This window comes from Herbaspirillum sp. WKF16, from assembly GCF_028993615.1.
Taxonomy (GTDB): domain Bacteria; phylum Pseudomonadota; class Gammaproteobacteria; order Burkholderiales; family Burkholderiaceae_D; genus Herbaspirillum.
The window spans coordinates 342,792-360,357 of record NZ_CP118632.1; the positions used below are offsets into that span (position 1 = coordinate 342,792).

Sequence of the window (17,566 nt, forward strand, 5' to 3'; positions counted from 1 at the left end):
GCACCACCCACAGCATGATGATGGTCGTCACCACGATCGCCACCAGGATCACCGCGCAGGGATAGGCCAGCGCCGAACGCACCCGGCCCTTGAGCGCCAGCGATTTCTCGCGGTAGGCGGCGACGCGTTCCAGCATGCTGTCGAGCAGGCCGGCCTGCTCGGCGGCGCGCACCAGGTTGCAGTACAGCGCGTCGAAGTGCCGCGGATGCCGGGCCAGGGCGGCGTGCAGGCTGTGGCCCTGGGTCACGTCGTCGCGCACCGCGCGCAGCAGTTGCGCCAGCGGGCCCTGCCCGGCGCCGCGGATGGCGATGTCGAGCGATTGCAGCAGCGGCAGCCCGGCCTGCAGCATGGTCGCCAGCTGGCGCGTGAAGAGCACGAGCTGCTTGTCGGGAATGCGGCGCGACAGGCCCCTTCCGGCAACGACCGCCGGGGCGCCGGCTGCCGCCGCGCCGTCGTCGGCGCGGCCGATGCGCGCCACCCGGATGCCGTCGCGCCTGAGCTGCGCGCGCGCCAGGGCCGCGTCATCGGCCGCCAGCACGCCGCTCTGCGGGCGGCCCTGGCGATCCAGGCCTTGCCAGTGGAAGCGCGGGCGCCCGCCGCCGGCCTCAGGTGCAGGCAATGACTTCCCGCAGGCTGGTTTCGCCGCGCAGCGCCTTGAGCAGGCCGGCGCGGCGCAGGTCGAGCACGCCCTCGGCGCGCGCCAGGCGCGCGATGTCGGGCGCATTGCCGTGCGCGAGGATCAGGCGCTCCATCGCCGGGCCGACCGGCATGACCTGGTAGATGCCGACGCGGCCGCGATAGCCGCTGCGGTTGCAGCGCGGGCAGCCGGCGGGTTTGAACAGGCTGGGCGCCGGGCCGACATCCTCGGCGGCGAAACCGGCGCGCCTGAGCGTATCGGGCGAGGCGCGCACCTCCTCGCGGCAGGCGCACAGCCGGCGCACCAGGCGCTGCGCCACGATCAGGCTGATCGAGGAGGCGATGTTGAAGGCCGGCACGCCCATGTTGAGCAAGCGCGTGAGCGTGGCCGGCGCGTCGTTGGTGTGCAGCGTGGAAAACACCAGGTGGCCCGTCTGCGCCGCCTTGACGGCGATGTCGGCGGTTTCCAGGTCGCGGATCTCGCCCACCATCAGCACGTCCGGATCCTGGCGCAGGAAGGCGCGCAGCGCCACCGCGAAGGACAGGCCGGTGCGTTCGTTGATGCTGACCTGGTTGATGCCGGGCAGGCTGATCTCGACCGGATCCTCGGCGCTGGCGATGTTGACGCCCGGGCGATTGAGCAGTTGCAGGCAAGTGTACAGCGAGACGGTCTTGCCCGAGCCGGTAGGGCCGGTCATCAGCACCATGCCCTGCGGTTTGCGGATGGCGCGCAGCAGGGTCTGGCGCTGCTCCGGTTCGTAGCCCAGCGCGGCGATGTCGAGGTTGGCCTGGCTGCCGTCGAGGATGCGCAGGACGATCTTCTCGCCGAACTGGGTGGGCAGCGTCGAGACGCGGAAGTCGACCTCGCGGCCCTCCAGCGCCAGCCGCATCTTGCCGTCCTGGGGCAGGCGCTTCTCGGCGATGTCCAGGCGCGAGAGGATCTTGAGCCGGGTGCAGAGCTTGTCCTTGAGGGTGAGCGGCGGCTGCGCCGTCTCGTGCAGCACGCCGTCCACCCGCAGGCGCACGCGGCAGTAGTGCTCGAAGGGTTCGAAGTGCAGGTCGGAGGCGCCCATGCCGATGGCGTCGGCCAGCATCTTGTGCAGCAGCCGGACCACCGGCGCATCGTCGATGCCGGCCGCGTTCTCGCCAACGGGCGTGGCCGGCACGGCCGGGGGATGATGGTGTTCGAGGATGATGGCCTCCCGATGAGGGCCGTCACGCAGCGGGAAGCGGCGACGGCAGGGCTGGGAAGTCTCCCATGCCGCTCCGGGCGCGCAGGCGCAGGTCTGCGCTTAGAACTGTTTTTTCGTCTTGCTTCGATGCCGGCGGCGCATCGGCCTCAACGCATGGAGTCGTCTTCGCCGCCCTCGTCCGCCGCGTGCGGGGCGGCGATCAGCTTGACCATGCGGATCGCCTGGTTCTGCACCTGCACGATCTCGATCACGCAGCCGGCCAGCTTCATGGCCACGTTGGCCTCGGGGATGTCCTGCAGGTATTCCAGCAGCAGGCCGTTGATGGTCTTGGGGCCGTCCAGCGGCAGCTGCAGGCCCAGGCGCTTGTTGATGTCGCGCAGCGTGGCGCCGCCCTCCAGCAGGCAGGTGCCGTCCTTGTCCCAGCCGAAGCCTTCGCCCGAGGACCCGGGCGCGGAGGTGGTGAATTCGCCGATCATCTCTTCGATGATGTCCTCCAGCGTCACCAGGCCCTGCACTTCGCCGTACTCGTCGACCACGATGCCCAGGCGCTCGTGGTTCTCCTGGAAGTATTGCAGCTGGGTGAAGACGTCGGTTTCCACCGGCACGTAGTAGGGCGCGGCCAGCAGCGAGCGGATGTCGTCGTGGGTGATGTCGTCGTCGCGGTTGAACAGCGAGATTGTCTTGCGCACGTGCAGGATGCCGGCGATGTGGTTGATCTCGCCCTCGAACACCGGCAGCTTGTTGTGATAGCAGGTCGCCAGCTGGTGCAGGATGTCCTCGATGGGAGCGGCCAGGTTCAGCGCTTCGACCTGGGCGCGCGGCGTCATCACGTCTTCCACCGAAATCTTTTCCAGGTCGAACAGGTTCAGCAGGATGCTCTTGTGCTTTTGCGGGATGAAGCTGCCGCCGTCCAGCACGATGGAACGCAGTTCGTCGGGGGAGATGCGCTGCTCCCTGGCGCGCGCGCCGGGCTTCACGCGCAGCAGCCGCAGCACCGCCGTGACGAAGATGTTGACGAACCAGATCAGCGGCTTGGCCACGCGCATGAGCGGCTTGAGGATGAAGCCGGTGAACAGCGAGATGCGTTCGGGGTAGGTGGCGCCGATCACCTTGGGCACGATCTCGGCGAAGACGATCAGCAGCGCGGCGACCGCGGCGGTGGCGGCGGTGATCACGTGCTGGTGGTTGCCGAAGGCCGCAATGGCCAGCGCCGTCACCAGCGCGGTGGCCAGCGCGTTGATCGCGGTATTGGCGATCAGCACCAGCGAAAGCAGGCGTTCGGTGCGGTCAAGCAGCCAGAGGATGGTGATGGCGGCGCGGTTGCCCTGCTTGGCGAGATGCCGCAGGCGATGGCGGTTGGCGGCCATCAGCGCCGTCTCGGTCATCGAAAAGAAGGCCGAGAGCAGGATCAGGATGAAGAGTGCAAGGGCTTGCACCCATATGGGTACGGTTTCCAAACGTTGCCGTCAGGTTGATTGCCCTCATGCGAGGGAGTCGGCGGGCCTGCGGCGTTGCATCTTCAGCAACACCGGCAGGGCGGCCACGGAGCGGGGAAGTCTAGACGATGGCCTGTATTACCGCAAGGCGGATCCTTCCCCGGGCCGTCCTGCTTACCGGTTCGTGCAGCTGAAGCTGGCGGCCTGGTCCAGGTCGCCGCTGCCCTTGTACTGCGGCCAGGCCGGATAGACGCACAGCGGGCGGGTGCGGCCCGGCACGGTGGCGGTGTCGGTCACCACCGGATCGGCCGGCGCGGCGCCGCGCTCCACCCAGTTTTCCAGCAGGCTCAGCGAATCCCAGGCGGCGTTGAAGGCGGTGCCGAAGACGTGGCCGTAGCCGGGGATCTCGTAGTAGCGCACGAAGCCGTCGAGCCGCGGGCGCCCCATGGCCTTGGCCAGGCGTTCCATGTATTGCCGCGTGGCCTGGGTGCTGACCAGGGCGTCGGCGGTGCCGTGGGCGATAAGAATCTTGCCGCCGCGCGCGTTGAAGGCGGAGAGGTCGCTGCGGTTTGCGTCCTGCAGGCCGCTGAGCAGCACGATGCGCGATTGCCAGGCGCCGGGATGCTGCGGGTCGAGTGTGGCCCAGTCGAACCCGGGGTCACGCGTCACGAAATAGCGCGCCCACTGATCCCAGAACGTGCTGTGGTAGGGCGGGCTGCTGCCGGCGGCCACCGGCGGCATGGGGCTGGCCGGCTGCGCGGTGCCCAGGCCCAGCGTCAGGATCGTGGGTTGCAATGCGCCCGCGCCGCCGGTACCCCAGTTGGCGCCCCAGGCGTTGAAGCCCGGATAGCTGCTCTCGCCGCTGGCCAGCGTGTAGCCGAGCCGCAGCGGTGTGGCGATCACCTTGAAGGCGGCAATCTGGGCGTCGGACAGGCAACTGTCGCCGCGGCCGCCGTCCGGGCAGCGCAGCGGCGCGCCGTTGAGCGTCGCCGTGGCCGGATCGAAGGCGGCGTTGCAGGCGTCGACGTTGCTGATGACGCCGTCGGCCGCGCCGTCCAGCTTGTCGCAGGCGGCCATGGCGGCGTCATACAGCAGCTTGCGCTGCTGCGGCGAAGGATAGGCGCCGGGCTGCGCCAGCGCCCGCGTGATGCGGCCGAACTGCAGGTCCAGCGCCACCGCGTTCCAGGCAGGGTACAGGGCGATCACGCCGTCGAAGTCATCCGGCCAGTTGCCGGCCGCCAGCAGCGCTTCGCGCCCGCCGGTGGAGCCGCCGGCGAAGTAGGTCTTGCCGGGCTTGGCGCCATAGCGCGCGGCGATGAGGGACAAGGCGGCGTCGTGGGTTTTCTTGATGGCATCGCCGGCGAAGTTGCGCAGGGCCTCGTCGTTCAGGCCGAAGGAACCGTCGCGCGAGGTGGTCGCATTGGCCTGGTGGCCGCTGTCGCTGCTGAAGGTGGCGTACCCCTGGCCCAAGGGCGTGGGCCGGTCGACGGGGCCGGCCGGGACATTGCCGGCAGGATCGGGAACGGTGCCGTTGTAGCCGCCGCCGCCCAGCATCAGCGCGCGGCCGTTCCATTGCGCGGGCAGGTCGAGCTGGAAGCGGATCGCCGGCGCCGCAGTATCGGCCGGCGCGATCTCGCCGAGCACCTTGCAGTAGGCGCCGATCGCCTTGGGGCCGTCGCCGGCGGCGGCCACCGTCTCGGCGCGGGTCACTCGCGCGCCGCCGGTAGGCAGGCCGATGGCGGACGCCGGCACAGTCATGGCGTCGAGGTCGGCGCAGGTCTTCTGCAGGGAACCCGTGAAAGTCTGGCCGGGGACGGCGGTGGCGGCGCAGCCTGCCAGTATTGCCAATGCGGCAACGGCGCTGGCGCTGCCGATCAATCGTGTCAGACGGGAAGGTGGGCGCTGCGAATGCTGCTCGGGCATTGCTGTCTCCTTGTTTTTGCTGTCAGGGATGCGCGGGCGGACGCTTTGTCGTCGGTTGTTGTAGGGCGTACGCGTGCTTGCGCGCGAACCATCATAGCGCAGTCGCGGCGGCGATATTGGCAGGGGAGAACTGTTCGAGGGAAGGGACGAAGGGATGCGCCGCAGCGAAGGCGCAAACAAAAACAGCGAGCCGCTGGCTCGCTGTTTTGTAATAGGAATTCCTGGTCGGGGTGAGAGGATTCGAACCTCCGGCCTCTACGTCCCGAACGTAGCGCTCTACCAGGCTAAGCTACACCCCGTCGAGTGAGATCTGAAATCAATGATTCCGGTCTACCGCGAAAGCCGATAATTCTAACAGGGATTTTTTGAATTGGCTATCCGGCAGCGAAACAATTGCGTCGGCCGCGCGTCGCGCCGCGATTTCGGCCTGCTCGCGGGTATAGGCCAGGGCGCCGGAGTGGGTGATGGCCGCCAGCACCTCGTCGAAATGCTGTTCGTCGCCGTTCTCGATACAGGTGCGCACCAGTTCGCGCTGCTGCGCGGTGCCGTGCTGCATCAGCCAGATCAGCGGCAGGGTGGGCTTGCCCTCGCGCAGGTCGTCGCCGACGTTCTTGCCGATCTCGGTGCTGTTGCCGGAATAGTCCAGCACGTCGTCGATCAGCTGGAAGGCGGTGCCGATGGAGCGGCCGTATTCGCCGGCGGCCTCGATGCCGGCCTCGTCGGCGCCGGCGATGAGGGCGCCGATCTGGCTGGCGGCCTCGAACAGCTTGGCGGTCTTGGAGCGGATCACCTGCAGGTAGCCGTCCTCGTCGACGTCGGGGTTGTGCATGTTCAGCAACTGCAGCACTTCGCCCTCGGCGATGACGTTGGTGGCGTCGGCCACGATTTCCATCACGCGCGGATTGCCCACGCCGACCATCATCTGGAAGGCGCGCGAGTACAGGAAGTCGCCCACCAGCACCGAAGCGGCGTTGCCGAACATGGCGTTGGCGGTCTGCTTGCCGCGGCGCAGGGACGATTCGTCGACCACGTCATCGTGCAGCAGGGTGGCGGTATGGATGAATTCGATCACCGCCGCCAGCGAATGATGGTGCTCGCCCTTGTAGCCGAAGGCATTGGCGATCAGCACCACCAGCACCGGGCGCAGGCGCTTGCCGCCGGCGCTGATGATGTACTCGGCGACCTGGTTGACCAGTGGCACCTCCGAATACAGCTGCCGGCGGATGACGCCGTTGACGGCCTCCATGTCGGCGACGATCGGTTGCAGGATGGTTTGATGCGAAGCGGGTTGTACGGCGGCAGACAAGACGGAACCTGTGGGAAATGGCTATTCTCAAGATTATACGATGACAACGCGTCGCCACGGCAAAGCCCGTGGAAGGCGTTCATCGGCGGTTCTCATGCTGCAGGGAAATATTTGTGTTGCAGCAGGTGCAATATCCTGCGGCAGGCGGCCCAATCCGGGCTATTGCACCCGCGGAAACTGTGTTGCGCCGCAGCCGCCAAAGGCGGAAAGCCTTTTGACCGAGTAGCTAAGTCTATGTATAATTTGGGGTTTTCCCGTTTCGCCAGCGATTTTTCTGCGCGGTGCGGGGGAAAATCGTTCATTAATTATTCGATGAGGTTTCACATGTACGCGGTCATAAAAACCGGCGGCAAACAATACAAAGTTGCTGCTGGCGAAAAACTCAAAGTAGAACAGATACCGGCTGACATTGGCTCCGAAATCACTTTGGATCAGGTGCTCGCAGTGGGCGCCGGCGAAACCGTCAAGTTCGGTGCGCCGCTGGTCGCAGGTGCAACGGTGCTGGCTACTGTGGTAGCGCAAGGTCGCCATGACAAGGTCCGCATCTTCAAGATGCGTCGTCGCAAGCACTATCAAAAGCGTCAAGGCCACCGTCAGAACTACACCGAACTGCAAATCGTCTCGATCAACGCTTGATTGCGTCCGGACACCAGTTCAATTCAAAGTTATCAAGGAGTCGTAAATGGCACACAAAAAAGGCGGCGGCACTACGCGCAACGGCCGTGATTCAGAATCGAAGCGCCTCGGCGTCAAGGTTTATGGCGGCCAGGTGATCAACGCGGGCGGCATCATCATCCGTCAACGCGGCACCCGTGTCCACGCTGGCGAAAACGTCGGCGTCGGCAAGGACCACACCCTGTTCGCCCTGAAGGACGGCAAGGTCAAGTTCGTTGTCAAGGGCCTGCAACAGCGCCAATACGCTACCGTCGTGACGGCCTAAGCGTTTTTGCGTCGTCCGGCCTTGCCGGATGCAGGTATCAAGAAAGGCTCTGCCGCTGGTGGAGCCTTTTTAGTTTTTTGAAGAGCCGTCAACAAAGCGCCGAAACTGCGGACCTGCCGATTGTCGGGACCCAGGCAGCGTGAGCGTTCGGGATGCATCGGCATTCCGCTTCGACGTTTTGTTCGCGGCTCCCATGAGGCATCAATATCATGAAATTCATCGACGAAGCACGCATTGAAGTCGTGGCCGGCGACGGCGGCAACGGTGTCGCCAGCTTCTGCCGCGAAAAATTCCGCCCGTTCGGCGGCCCTGACGGCGGCGACGGCGGCAAGGGCGGCACCATCTGGGCCGTGGCCGACCGCAACGTCAACACCCTGATCGACTACCGCTACGCCAAGCTGCACCGCGCTGGCCGCGGCGAGAACGGTCGCGGCTCCGATTGCTACGGCAAGGGCGCCGATGACGTGTTCCTGCGCATGCCCGTGGGCACGCTGATCGTGGACAACATTACCGGCGAGCACATCGCCGACCTGACGCACCACGAGCAGACCGTGATGCTGGCCAAGGGCGGCGAAGGCGGCTGGGGCAACATCCACTTCAAGACCTCGACCAACCGCGCCCCGCGCCAGAAGACCGAAGGCAAGGAAGGCGAACGCCGCGAACTGCGCCTGGAGCTGAAGGTGCTGGCCGACGTCGGCCTGCTGGGCATGCCCAACGCCGGCAAGTCGACCTTCATCACCGCCGTGTCCAACGCGCGCCCGAAGATCGCCGACTATCCCTTCACCACGCTGCACCCCAACCTGGGCGTGGTGCGCGTGAGCCATGAAAAGAGCTTCGTGATCGCCGACATCCCCGGCCTGATCGAAGGCGCCGCCGACGGCGCCGGCCTGGGCGTGCAGTTCCTGCGCCACCTGCAGCGCACCGGTTTGCTGCTGCACATCGTCGACCTGGCGCCCTTCAACGAGGAAGTCGACCCGGTCAAGGAAGCCAAGGCCATCGTCAAGGAACTGAAGAACTACGACCAATCCCTGTTCGACAAGCCGCGCTGGCTGGTGTTGAACAAGCTGGACGTGGTGCCCGAAGCCGACCGCGCCAAGCGCGTGAAGGACTTCGTCAAGCGCTTCGGCTGGAAGGGACCGGTATTCGAGATCTCGGCGCTCAATCGCGACGGCTGCGAAGACCTGATCAACGAAATCTACAGCTATCTCGAAACCAAGCGCGCCGAAGAGCATCGCGCCGAAGAGACGCAAATGACCGAGGAAGCCCGCGGCATCTCCAGCATCGATCCGGACGATCCGCGCTTCAAGGTCATCGACTGAGCGGGGCCGCCTTCGGGCGGCTGCGCGGCCGGCCGGTTCCGGCTATCATCGCTGCTTTCGATTCTGCTTCCGACCCTGCGGTCGGTACCGTCTCCCAGAACAATATGCAATCGGTCATTCAAAGCGCCAAACGCCTGATCATCAAGGTAGGTTCATCGCTGGTCACCAACGACGGCCGCGGGCTGGACGCCAGCGCCATTGCCCGTTGGGCCGAGCAGATCGCGCAGTTGCGCGCGCTCGGCAAGGAAGTGGTGTTGGTCAGCTCGGGCGCCGTGGCCGAAGGCATGCAGCGCCTGGGTTTCGACAAGCGCCCGACCGGCATCCATCACCTGCAGGCCTGCGCCGCCGTCGGCCAGATGGGCCTGGCGCAAATCTACGAGACCAGCTTTCGCAAGCATGACCTGCACACCGCCCAGGTGCTGCTGACCCATGCCGACCTGGCCGACCGCGAGCGCTACCTGAATGCGCGCTCGACCCTGTTCGCGCTGCTGCAGCTGGGCGTGGTCCCCGTCATCAACGAGAACGACACGGTGGTCACCGATGAAATCAAGTTCGGCGACAACGATACACTGGGCGCGCTGGTGACCAACCTGATCGAAGCCGACGCGCTGGTGATCCTGACCGACCAGCCCGGCCTGTTCACCGCCGACCCCCGCAAGGATCCGTCCGCCACCCTGATTTCCGAAGCCCGCGCCGGCGACCCGTCGCTGGAGCTGATCGCCGGCGGCACCGGCACCGGCATCGGCCGCGGCGGCATGCTGACCAAGATCCTTGCCGCCAAGCGCGCCGCCACCTCGGGCGCGCACACGGTGATCGCCTGGGGCCGCGAAGAGCAGGTGTTGACGCGCCTGGCCGCCGGCGAAGCGATCGGCACCCAACTCAACGCCGAGACCGCGCAGCTGACCGCGCGCAAGCAATGGATGGCCGATCACCTGCAAACCGCCGGCCGCGTGGTGCTGGATGCGGGCGCGGTGCAAAAGCTGAGCTCGGAAGGCAAGTCGCTGCTGCCGATCGGCGTGGTGGAAGTGGCGGGCGAATTCGGTCGCGGCGACGTGATCACCTGCGTGGATGAATCGGGGCGCGCCATCGCGCGCGGCATGAGCAATTACGCCAGCTCGGACGCGCGCCGCATCATCCGCCATCCGTCTTCGGAAATCCACGCCATCCTCGGCTTCGTCGAGGAGCCGGAGCTGGTGCACCGGGACAACATGGTGCTGCTCTGAGCGCGCGGCAAATGGTATAAACGATAAAAAAGCGCGGCATGCCGCGCTTTTTTGTTTCCGGACCGGGAGCCGCGCCTCAGCGGCGCACCGGGTCGATGCGCGTTTGCGACTTCAGGCGCGCGACGATGCTCCTCAGGCTTTCGTTGTCGGCGATCATCTTGCCGTCGCAGAAGTAGTCGCGGAACAGCGCGGCGTCGATGCGGTTAGCGCCGACGTCGCGAATCGGCTGCCACTTGTCGCGGCGCGAGCGCGACCACTTGCCGTCGGGATGGCCGAAGGCGTAGGTCTTTTTCTCCCAGGTCTCGCAGCGCATGCCTTCATACATCACGTTCACGGCGCCGCCGTCGGCCTTGGTGACCACGGTGTAGCGCACCACCTTGTCGGTGCCGATGGAGACCGAGCTGGTATCGATATAAGCCTTCATGGTCGCGTTCGGGCTCAGGTAGAACTCGGACAGGTCCTGCTCCTGCGGCGTGTGCGGCAGCTTGACCTCGAGCTCCTGCCAGGGCCTCTGTTCGTCGTCGAACTCCTCATCGAAGCCCTGCTGCGCCAGCGCGCCGGCGCAGACGGCCATCAGGGAGCAAGCCAGCGCGGCGCGGCGCAACTTGTTGAGGCTCAACAGGGACGACGGTTCTTGTTGTTGTCGGAAATGCGGGGAAAATGGCATGTGACTCACTTGGTGTCGGACGATGGGGGCGCATTGGACGGCAGGCCCGGTTCGGCTTGCTGCGGCAACGGCGGGCAGGGGCGGGCGGCGGCCTGTTCGCCGCGACGCGGGCCGTGCGAAGGGCGATTCAGGAAGCGCGACAATTCCTGCAGCGCCTGCTGGTAGACCTCGCGCTTGAACTCGATGACCACGTCCAGCGGCACCCAGTAATCGTGCCAGCGCCAGGCGTCGAATTCGGGGTGCGAAGTGCCGCGCAGGTTGACGTCGCAGTCGCGGCCGACCATGCGCAGCAGGAACCAGATCTGTTTCTGGCCGCGGTAGTGGCCACGCACTTCGCGCTTGATGAAATGGTCGGGAACCTCGTAGCGCAGCCAGTCGCGGGTGCGGCCGATGACCTTCACGTGTTCGGCGCGCAGGCCGATTTCCTCTTCCAGCTCGCGGAACATGGCCTGCTCTGGCGTCTCGCCGTGCTTGATGCCGCCTTGCGGAAATTGCCAGGAGTGCTCGCGCACGCGCTTGCCCCACCAGACTTCATTATTGGCATTGAGCAGAATGATGCCGACGTTCGGGCGAAAGCCTTCTCGATCCAGCATGGTGTACCTCAAAACTTTCTGCGGCGGGAAGACCCTCTCTGGCGGACTCGTGCGACTACGCGCGCGGCCGGAAAAGGCGGCGCGGCGGGCGCGTCAGGAGCAATCACATCGATAAGCGGATGTCATTGAAACTAGGACCAATTCTGCAAAGAGTGGGTGCATCAGCCAGCTAATCCTTTAAAATTAGGACGATTATAACCCTCCTCTTTTTAAAAAGAACCGACCGTCATGCGCGCCTCACGTTTTTTTATTTCCACCCTGAAAGAAGCTCCTTCCGACGCTGAAATCGTCAGCCACAAGCTGATGATGCGCGCTGGGATGATCAAGCGCCTCGGGGCCGGCATCTACACCTACATGCCGATGGGACTGCGCGTGATCCGCAAGGTCGAGGCCATCGTGCGCGAAGAAATGAACCGCGCCGGCGGCGTCGAGCTGCTCATGCCGGTAGTGCAGCCGGCCGAGCTGTGGCAAGAGACCGGCCGCTGGAACAAGATGGGCGCCGAGCTGATGCGCGTGAAGGATCGCCATGGCCGCGACTTCGCCATCCAGCCGACCTCGGAGGAGGTGGTCACCGATGTCGCCCGCACCGAACTGCGCAGCTACAAGCAGCTGCCGGTCAACTTCTATCACATCCAGACCAAGTTCCGCGACGAGCGCCGCCCGCGCTTCGGCCTGATGCGCGGACGCGAATTCACCATGAAGGACGCCTACTCCTTCGACCGCGACGTAGATGGCCTGAAGAAGTCCTACCAAGCCATGTACGACGCCTACGTGCGCATCTTCACCCGCTTCGGCCTGGAGTTCCGCGCGGTGGCCGCCGACAACGGCGCCATCGGCGGTTCCGGCTCGCATGAGTTCCATGTGATCGCCGCCACCGGCGAAGACGCGCTGGTCTATTGCCCCACCTCGGACTACGCCGCCAACATGGAAGCGGCCGAGGCGATGCCCGTCGACGCCAGCCGCGGCGCCGCCACGCAGGCGCTGCAGAAGACCGCCACTCCGGGCAAGGCCAAGTGCGAGGCCGTGGCCGAACTGCTGGGCCTGCCGCTGGCGCGCACGGTCAAATCCATCGTGCTGACGGCGGACCACGAAGATCCGTCCAAGAAGGAAGTCTGGCTGCTGCTGCTGCGCGGCGACCATGAACTGAACGAGGTCAAGGCCAGCAAGATCCCGGGCCTGGGCAACTACCGTTTCGCCAATGAGGCCGAGATCGTCGAATGGTTCGGCACGCCGCCGGGCTACCTGGGTCCCATCGGCACCAAGAAGCCGGTCAAGGTGGTGGCCGACCGCACCGTGGCCAACATGGCCGACTTCGTCTGCGGCGCCAATGAAGCGGACTTCCACTACACCGGCGCCAACTGGGGGCGCGACCTGCCCGAGCCGCTGGTGGCCGACATCCGCAACGTGGTCGAAGGCGATGCCTCGCCGGACGGCCGCGGCGTGCTGGCGATCCAGCGCGGCATCGAAGTGGGTCACGTGTTCCAGCTGGGCACGACCTATTCGGAGTCGATGAAGGCCACCTACCTGGACGAGGCCGGCAAGCCGCAACCGCTGGTGATGGGCTGCTACGGCATCGGCGTGACCCGTATCCTGGGCGCCGCCATCGAGCAGAACTTCGACGAGCGCGGCATCATCTGGCCGACCTCGATCGCGCCGTTCCAGGTGGTGCTGTGCCCGATGGGCTACGACCGCAGCGAAGCGGTCAAGACCGAGATCGACAAGCTGTACGCGCAATTGCTGGAAGCCGGCGTCGACGTGGTGCTGGACGACCGCGGCGAGCGCCCGGGCGCGATGTTCGCGGACTGGGAACTGATCGGCGTGCCGCATCGCGTGGTGGTGGGAGACCGTGGACTGAAGGACGGCAACGTCGAGTACCAGGGCCGTCGCGACACCGAGGCGACCCAGGTGCCGCTGGCCGATGCGCTGGCCTTCATCAAGGGCAAGCTGGCTGCCTGATGCGGCCGGCCGCGCCGGCGCTCCTTGCGCGGCGATGAAAAAAGGCGGATGCCATTGGCATCCGCCTTTTCTCTTTGGCGCGCGAGATTACTGGCCGGGAGTGCCGGGCACGATGGTGACGGTCTCGCGATAGATGCCGCCATCGCGCGCGCTGCCTTCGGCCACGCCACCGCCGTTCACGCGGCTTTCGCAATCGACGCGATTGGCCTGCGGCAGTCCTTCGCAGCGCTTCATGGCGTTCTCTTTCAATTGGGCCGAGCCCGGATCGCTCAGGTTGCCGCGGCCGGCTTCATACTTGGCGGCGCCGGCCTCGCGCAGGCAGGTGGCGCGATCCTGGTTGGAGGTGCCGTTGTTGCAGGCGGCGACCTCCTGCTTGTAGCTGGAGTCGTCCGCCTTGCCGGCGGCGAACACGTGCGCGGCGCCGCTCAGGGCGGCCAGGCCGATCGCCAGGGCACAGGCGGAGCGGGCGATCTGGTGATGGAATCGGGGTTGCTGGTTTGCCATGGTCGTTTCCTTTCTCTTCTTTGTGGGATGGGCCACAGGCTCATCGTTGGATGACGGTCGGTCGAGCTGCAAGGCCGCGTCGGAGCACGGCTTGAGCGCGGGCAATTGCGAGCGGAAGTGTCGGCGGGAGAAACAGGAGCGCCAAGGGGCACCACCGCAATGTAGCGCCATCATAGGCCGCCGGTGGGGGCGGTGCCATCAGATAAGCGGACGTTGTCGGGTCGGACAAGCGGAGTGTCGGCGCAGGAAAAGCGCGGACGCAAAAAGGCTTGTGGGAGGGGCGTGGAAACGCGGTGGCGCAAAACAAAAACGCCCGCAGGCTGCGCGGGCGTTTTTGTTTGCAAGTCGCTTGCAAACCGCGGACGGCGAAGATCAGCTCAGGTGGGCCGAAATCAGCTTGGTCATCTCGAACATCGTGACTTGCTTCTTGCCGCCGAAGATGGCTTTGAGCTTGTCGTCGGCATCGATGTTGCGCTTGTTCTCGGCGTTTTGCAGCTTGTGCTTCTTGATGTATTCCCAGACCTTCTTGGTGACTTCAGTACGCGGCAGCGGCTTGGCGCCGACCACTTCGCCCAGGGCTGCCGACGGCGTCAGCGGCTTCATGAATGCGGCGTTGGGAGTGCGCTTGACGGCTGGCTTCTTGGCTGCCGGCTTGGCTGCGGGTTTTGCCGCTGCCTTCTTCGGTGCTGTTTTCGGAGCTGCCTTTGCTGCGGTCTTGGCCGCCGGCTTGGCGGCAGCCTTGGGCGCTGCGGCTTTCACTGCGGGCTTCTTGGCTGCCGGTTTGGCGGCGGGTTTTGCTGCGGGCTTCTTTGCTGCGGCTGCTGGTTTTTTTGCTGTGGCCATCTGAAAGACTCCTTCGACAAGGAATAGGTTGGATGCGTCAATTACGCATCGCTAATAGTGGTGTGGATTGCGCGGCCACGCAAGTATTTTTTACGGGTTTTCCGCGCAAAACCACCGGGAAACAACGGGATAGGGCGATCCGCCGTCAAGCCGCGCCGGTAAAGGGATCGCGGCGGATCGCGATGGCCGGGGAAAGGCTTGTCGGAGCATCATCGGCGAGCATCGCGGGAGGATGTAAACGAGGCCTTAACTTTTGTGCTTTCCTGCGTGGTTTTCGCCTGCCGGTTTCTGCATTTTTTTGCAGCTTTGGATCTGGGCAGGGAGGAGAAGGCGGAGGGGAAGGAGAATCCGGCGGCGCGGCGGCCGCCGGGAGGGGAAACGGCGGGGGGAGGATCAGCGCATGCCGCCGGGCAGCATGCCCTTCATGCCGCGCATCATCTTCATCATGCCGCCGCCCTTGAGCTTCTTCATCATCGATTGCATCTGTTCGAACTGCGACAGCATGCGGTTCACTTCCTGCACCTGCACGCCCGCGCCGGCGGCGATGCGGCGCTTGCGGGCGGCCTTGATGAGTTCCGGCTTGGCGCGTTCGCCGGCGGTCATCGAGTTGATGATGCCTTCCATGCGGCGCACATTCTTCTCCGCCTGGTCCATGTTGGCGTTGCCCGCGGCGGCCTGCATCTGCGCCGGCAGCTTGTCGAGCAGGCCGGTGAGGCCTCCCATCTTCTTCATCTGCGACAGCTGGGCCTTGAAGTCGTTGAGGTCGAACTTGCCGCCGCCCTTGATCTTGTTGGCCAGGCCTTCGGCCGCGGCCATGTCCACGCCCTTGCGCGCTTCCTCGACCAGCGCCAGGATGTCGCCCATGCCCAGGATGCGGTTGGCCATGCGGGCCGGATCGAAGGCTTCCAGGCCGTCCAGTTTTTCAGCCACGCCGGCGAACTTGATCGGCTTGCCGGTGATATGGCGCACCGACAGCGCGGCGCCGCCGCGCGAATCGCCGTCCAGCTTGGTCAGCACCACGCCGGTCAGCGGCAGCGCGTCGCTGAACGCCTTGGCGGTGTTGATGGCGTCCTGGCCCAGCATGGCGTCGACCACGAACAGGGTCTCGATCGGCTTGACGGCGGCGTGCACGGCGCGGATCTCGTCCATCATGGCCTGGTCGATGCCCAGGCGGCCGGCGGTGTCGACGATCAGCACTTCGTGGTGGTGCTTCTTGGCGTAATCCAGCGCGGCCAGCGCGATGTCGACCGGCTTGTCGGTCGGCTCGCTGGGGAAGAAGTCGGCGCCGGCCTGGCCGGTCACGGTCTGCAGCTGGCCGATGGCGGCCGGGCGGTAGACGTCGGCGGAGACGGTCAGGACCTTTTTCTTCTTGGTTTCGCGCAGGTACTTGGCCAGCTTGCCGACGGTGGTGGTCTTGCCCGCGCCCTGCAGGCCGGCCATCAGGATGATCGCCGGCGGCTGGGTGGCGAAGTTGAGCTGCGAGGCCTCGGCGCCGAGGTCGGCACCCATCAGGCTGGCCAGCTCGCGCTGAACCACGCCCACCAGCGCCTGGCCGGGCGTGAGCGAGCCGATCACGTCCTCGCCCATGGCTTTTTCCTTCACCTTGGCGATGAAGTCGCGCACCGCCGGCAGGGCGACGTCGGCCTCCAGCAGCGCCAGGCGCACTTCGCGCAGCATCTCGGCGGTATTCGATTCGGTCAGGCGCGCCTCGCCGCGCATGGTTTTGACGACTTTGGCGAGGCGTTGGGTCAGGTTGTCTAGCATGATGATGTCTGCAAAGGGGTGAGGCCGCCGCGGCTGCGGCTTGCATGGGGGCGGCGCGACGGCGGGCAATCCCGCATTTTAACCGATCGGCCCGCCGCTCTCGCGGCGCCGGCCTTGTCCATATGGTGCCTGTAAGGGAAATTAACAGCTTGTACTGGGGGCGGACTTTGTGTATACATTTGCCCTGAATTTCCAAGCGCAGCAAAAACAATAAAGCCGGGCACCAGTCCGGCACCCAAGCATCGAGACCGCCGGGGCGCTCCGGCCAACGGGAACAATAACGAACACAAGAGGAGAGTGGACATGCAAAAGAAACTGATCGCACTGGCGCTGCTGGCGATGGCCGGCTTCTCGGCTTCCAGCCAGGCCGCCGACGAGGTCATCCGCCTGGGCAACCTGAAGTTCGCCCACTATGGCGCGGTGTCCTATATCAAGGAGATCGCCCCCAAGTGCGGCATCAAGGTCGATGAGAAGGTCTTCCCCAAGGGGCCGGACGTGATGCAGGGCATCCTGGCCGGTGAGCTCGATGTCGGCACCACCGCCTCGGAAGCCGCCATCTCGGGCCGCGCCAACGGCGCCGCCATTTATGTCGTGGCCGGTTTCGCCAAGGGCGGCGCGCGCCTGGTGGCGGGCAAGGATTCGGGCATCAAGTCGGTCAAGGACCTCAAGGGCAAGAAGGTCGGCGTGACCCGCGGCGGCATCCATGAAGTGCTGCTGGATGCGGAGCTGGGCCAGAACGGTCTCTCGGCCAAGGACGTGACCATTGTCTACCTGGCCTTCGCCGACCTGAACCAGGCGCTGCTGGGCAAGAACATCGACGCCATGATGCAGAGCGAGCCGCAGTCCTCGCAGGCCATCAACAAGGGCTTCGGCGTGGAGGTCATGAAGCCTTACGACACCCCGATCGGCGAGCCGTACCGCACCATGGTGATGACCGAGAAGTTCTACAAGGAGAAGCGTCCGCTGGCCGAGAAGTTCATGCGCTGCTTCCTGGAGGCCACCAAGACCTTCATGGACAAGCCGGAAACCGCCGAGAAGTACGTGCGTGAAGTGATCTTCAAGAACCAGATCACCAAGGAAGACTTCTACGACGCCATCGGCAACTCGCCCTACGCCTACAACATCACGGCCGAACACATCCAGGTCACCACCGACACCATGGCCAAGTACGGCACCGGCAAGATGGCCAAGCCGCCGGTGGCCAAGGATTGGGTGAAGCTGGACCTGCTCGATGAAGCCAAGCAGAGCATGAACCTCAAGTAA

16 protein-coding genes, 1 tRNA gene and 1 pseudogene are annotated in these 17,566 nt (G+C 65.4%); 7 read left to right on the forward strand and 11 right to left on the reverse strand.

The window, feature by feature from the left end; genetic code table 11:
* Positions 1-58: 58 nt before the first annotated feature.
* A pseudogene (locus Herbaro_RS01535) lies at positions 59-325 on the reverse strand (type II secretion system F family protein); the annotation flags it as partial.
* Here Herbaro_RS01535 and Herbaro_RS01540 point away from each other — a divergent pair.
* On the forward strand, positions 206-622 hold the full coding sequence (locus Herbaro_RS01540) for a hypothetical protein (protein ID WP_275014087.1): 417 nt from the start codon (positions 206-208) through the stop codon (positions 620-622). The pseudogene Herbaro_RS01535 and the gene Herbaro_RS01540 overlap by 120 nt on opposite strands.
* On the opposite strand, the gene Herbaro_RS01545 is transcribed toward Herbaro_RS01540, so the two are convergent.
* The 5 genes from Herbaro_RS01545 to ispB form a co-directional block, all read right to left on the reverse strand.
* A complete protein-coding gene (locus Herbaro_RS01545; protein ID WP_275013937.1) occupies positions 606-1,730 on the reverse strand; it encodes an ATPase, T2SS/T4P/T4SS family in 1,125 nt (374 codons plus the stop codon). The genes Herbaro_RS01540 and Herbaro_RS01545 overlap by 17 nt on opposite strands.
* A gap of 245 nt (positions 1,731-1,975) precedes the next feature.
* Entirely contained in the window at positions 1,976-3,286 is a 1,311-nt protein-coding gene (locus Herbaro_RS01550) for an HlyC/CorC family transporter (protein ID WP_275012090.1), read from the reverse strand.
* 153 nt (positions 3,287-3,439) lie between these two features.
* Entirely contained in the window at positions 3,440-5,188 is a 1,749-nt protein-coding gene (locus Herbaro_RS01555) for a tannase/feruloyl esterase family alpha/beta hydrolase (RefSeq protein ID WP_275012091.1), read from the reverse strand.
* Between the two features lie 222 nt (positions 5,189-5,410).
* Positions 5,411-5,487 (reverse strand) — tRNA-Pro (locus tag Herbaro_RS01560).
* A 17-nt stretch (positions 5,488-5,504) separates the two neighbouring features.
* A complete protein-coding gene (ispB, locus tag Herbaro_RS01565; protein ID WP_275013938.1) occupies positions 5,505-6,434 on the reverse strand; it encodes an octaprenyl diphosphate synthase in 930 nt (309 codons plus the stop codon).
* A 384-nt stretch (positions 6,435-6,818) separates the two neighbouring features.
* Here ispB and rplU point away from each other — a divergent pair, with 384 nt between their 5' ends.
* The 4 genes from rplU (at position 6,819) to proB (ending at position 9,976) form a co-directional block, all read left to right on the forward strand.
* Positions 6,819-7,130, forward strand: a complete 312-nt coding sequence (rplU, locus tag Herbaro_RS01570; RefSeq protein WP_006713215.1) for a 50S ribosomal protein L21 — start codon at positions 6,819-6,821, stop codon at positions 7,128-7,130.
* Positions 7,131-7,176: 46 nt separating this feature from the next.
* Positions 7,177-7,434: a 50S ribosomal protein L27 gene (gene rpmA, locus Herbaro_RS01575; RefSeq protein ID WP_039790468.1), complete on the forward strand. Its 258-nt coding sequence runs from the start codon at positions 7,177-7,179 to the stop codon at positions 7,432-7,434.
* Positions 7,435-7,643: 209 nt separating this feature from the next.
* Positions 7,644-8,753 (forward strand): Obg family GTPase CgtA, encoded by a 1,110-nt coding sequence (gene cgtA, locus Herbaro_RS01580; protein ID WP_275012092.1) that lies wholly within the window; start codon positions 7,644-7,646, stop codon positions 8,751-8,753.
* Between the two features lie 104 nt (positions 8,754-8,857).
* Complete coding sequence (proB, locus tag Herbaro_RS01585) at positions 8,858-9,976, forward strand: glutamate 5-kinase (RefSeq protein WP_275012093.1); 1,119 nt, start codon at positions 8,858-8,860, stop codon at positions 9,974-9,976.
* A 76-nt stretch (positions 9,977-10,052) separates the two neighbouring features.
* On the opposite strand, the gene Herbaro_RS01590 is transcribed toward proB, so the two are convergent.
* Positions 10,053-10,643, reverse strand: coding sequence for a CNP1-like family protein (locus Herbaro_RS01590; protein ID WP_275012094.1), 591 nt, complete (start codon positions 10,641-10,643; stop codon positions 10,053-10,055).
* 5 nt (positions 10,644-10,648) lie between these two features.
* Positions 10,649-11,236, reverse strand: coding sequence for an RNA pyrophosphohydrolase (locus Herbaro_RS01595; protein WP_275012095.1), 588 nt, complete (start codon positions 11,234-11,236; stop codon positions 10,649-10,651).
* 228 nt (positions 11,237-11,464) lie between these two features.
* Between Herbaro_RS01595 and Herbaro_RS01600 the strand changes: the two genes are divergently transcribed.
* Positions 11,465-13,192 (forward strand): proline--tRNA ligase, encoded by a 1,728-nt coding sequence (locus tag Herbaro_RS01600; protein ID WP_275012096.1) that lies wholly within the window; start codon positions 11,465-11,467, stop codon positions 13,190-13,192.
* An 87-nt stretch (positions 13,193-13,279) separates the two neighbouring features.
* Here the strand turns inward: Herbaro_RS01600 and Herbaro_RS01605 are convergent, their stop codons facing one another.
* The 3 genes from Herbaro_RS01605 to ffh form a co-directional block, all read right to left on the reverse strand.
* A complete protein-coding gene (locus tag Herbaro_RS01605) occupies positions 13,280-13,696 on the reverse strand; it encodes a hypothetical protein (protein ID WP_275012097.1) in 417 nt (138 codons plus the stop codon).
* A gap of 372 nt (positions 13,697-14,068) precedes the next feature.
* On the reverse strand, positions 14,069-14,539 hold the full coding sequence (locus tag Herbaro_RS01610) for an SWIB/MDM2 domain-containing protein (RefSeq protein ID WP_275012098.1): 471 nt from the start codon (positions 14,537-14,539) through the stop codon (positions 14,069-14,071).
* Positions 14,540-14,932: 393 nt separating this feature from the next.
* Positions 14,933-16,303 (reverse strand): signal recognition particle protein, encoded by a 1,371-nt coding sequence (gene ffh / locus Herbaro_RS01615; protein ID WP_275012099.1) that lies wholly within the window; start codon positions 16,301-16,303, stop codon positions 14,933-14,935.
* 303 nt (positions 16,304-16,606) lie between these two features.
* Between ffh and Herbaro_RS01620 the strand changes: the two genes are divergently transcribed.
* Positions 16,607-17,566, forward strand: a complete 960-nt coding sequence (locus Herbaro_RS01620; RefSeq protein ID WP_275012100.1) for an ABC transporter substrate-binding protein — start codon at positions 16,607-16,609, stop codon at positions 17,564-17,566.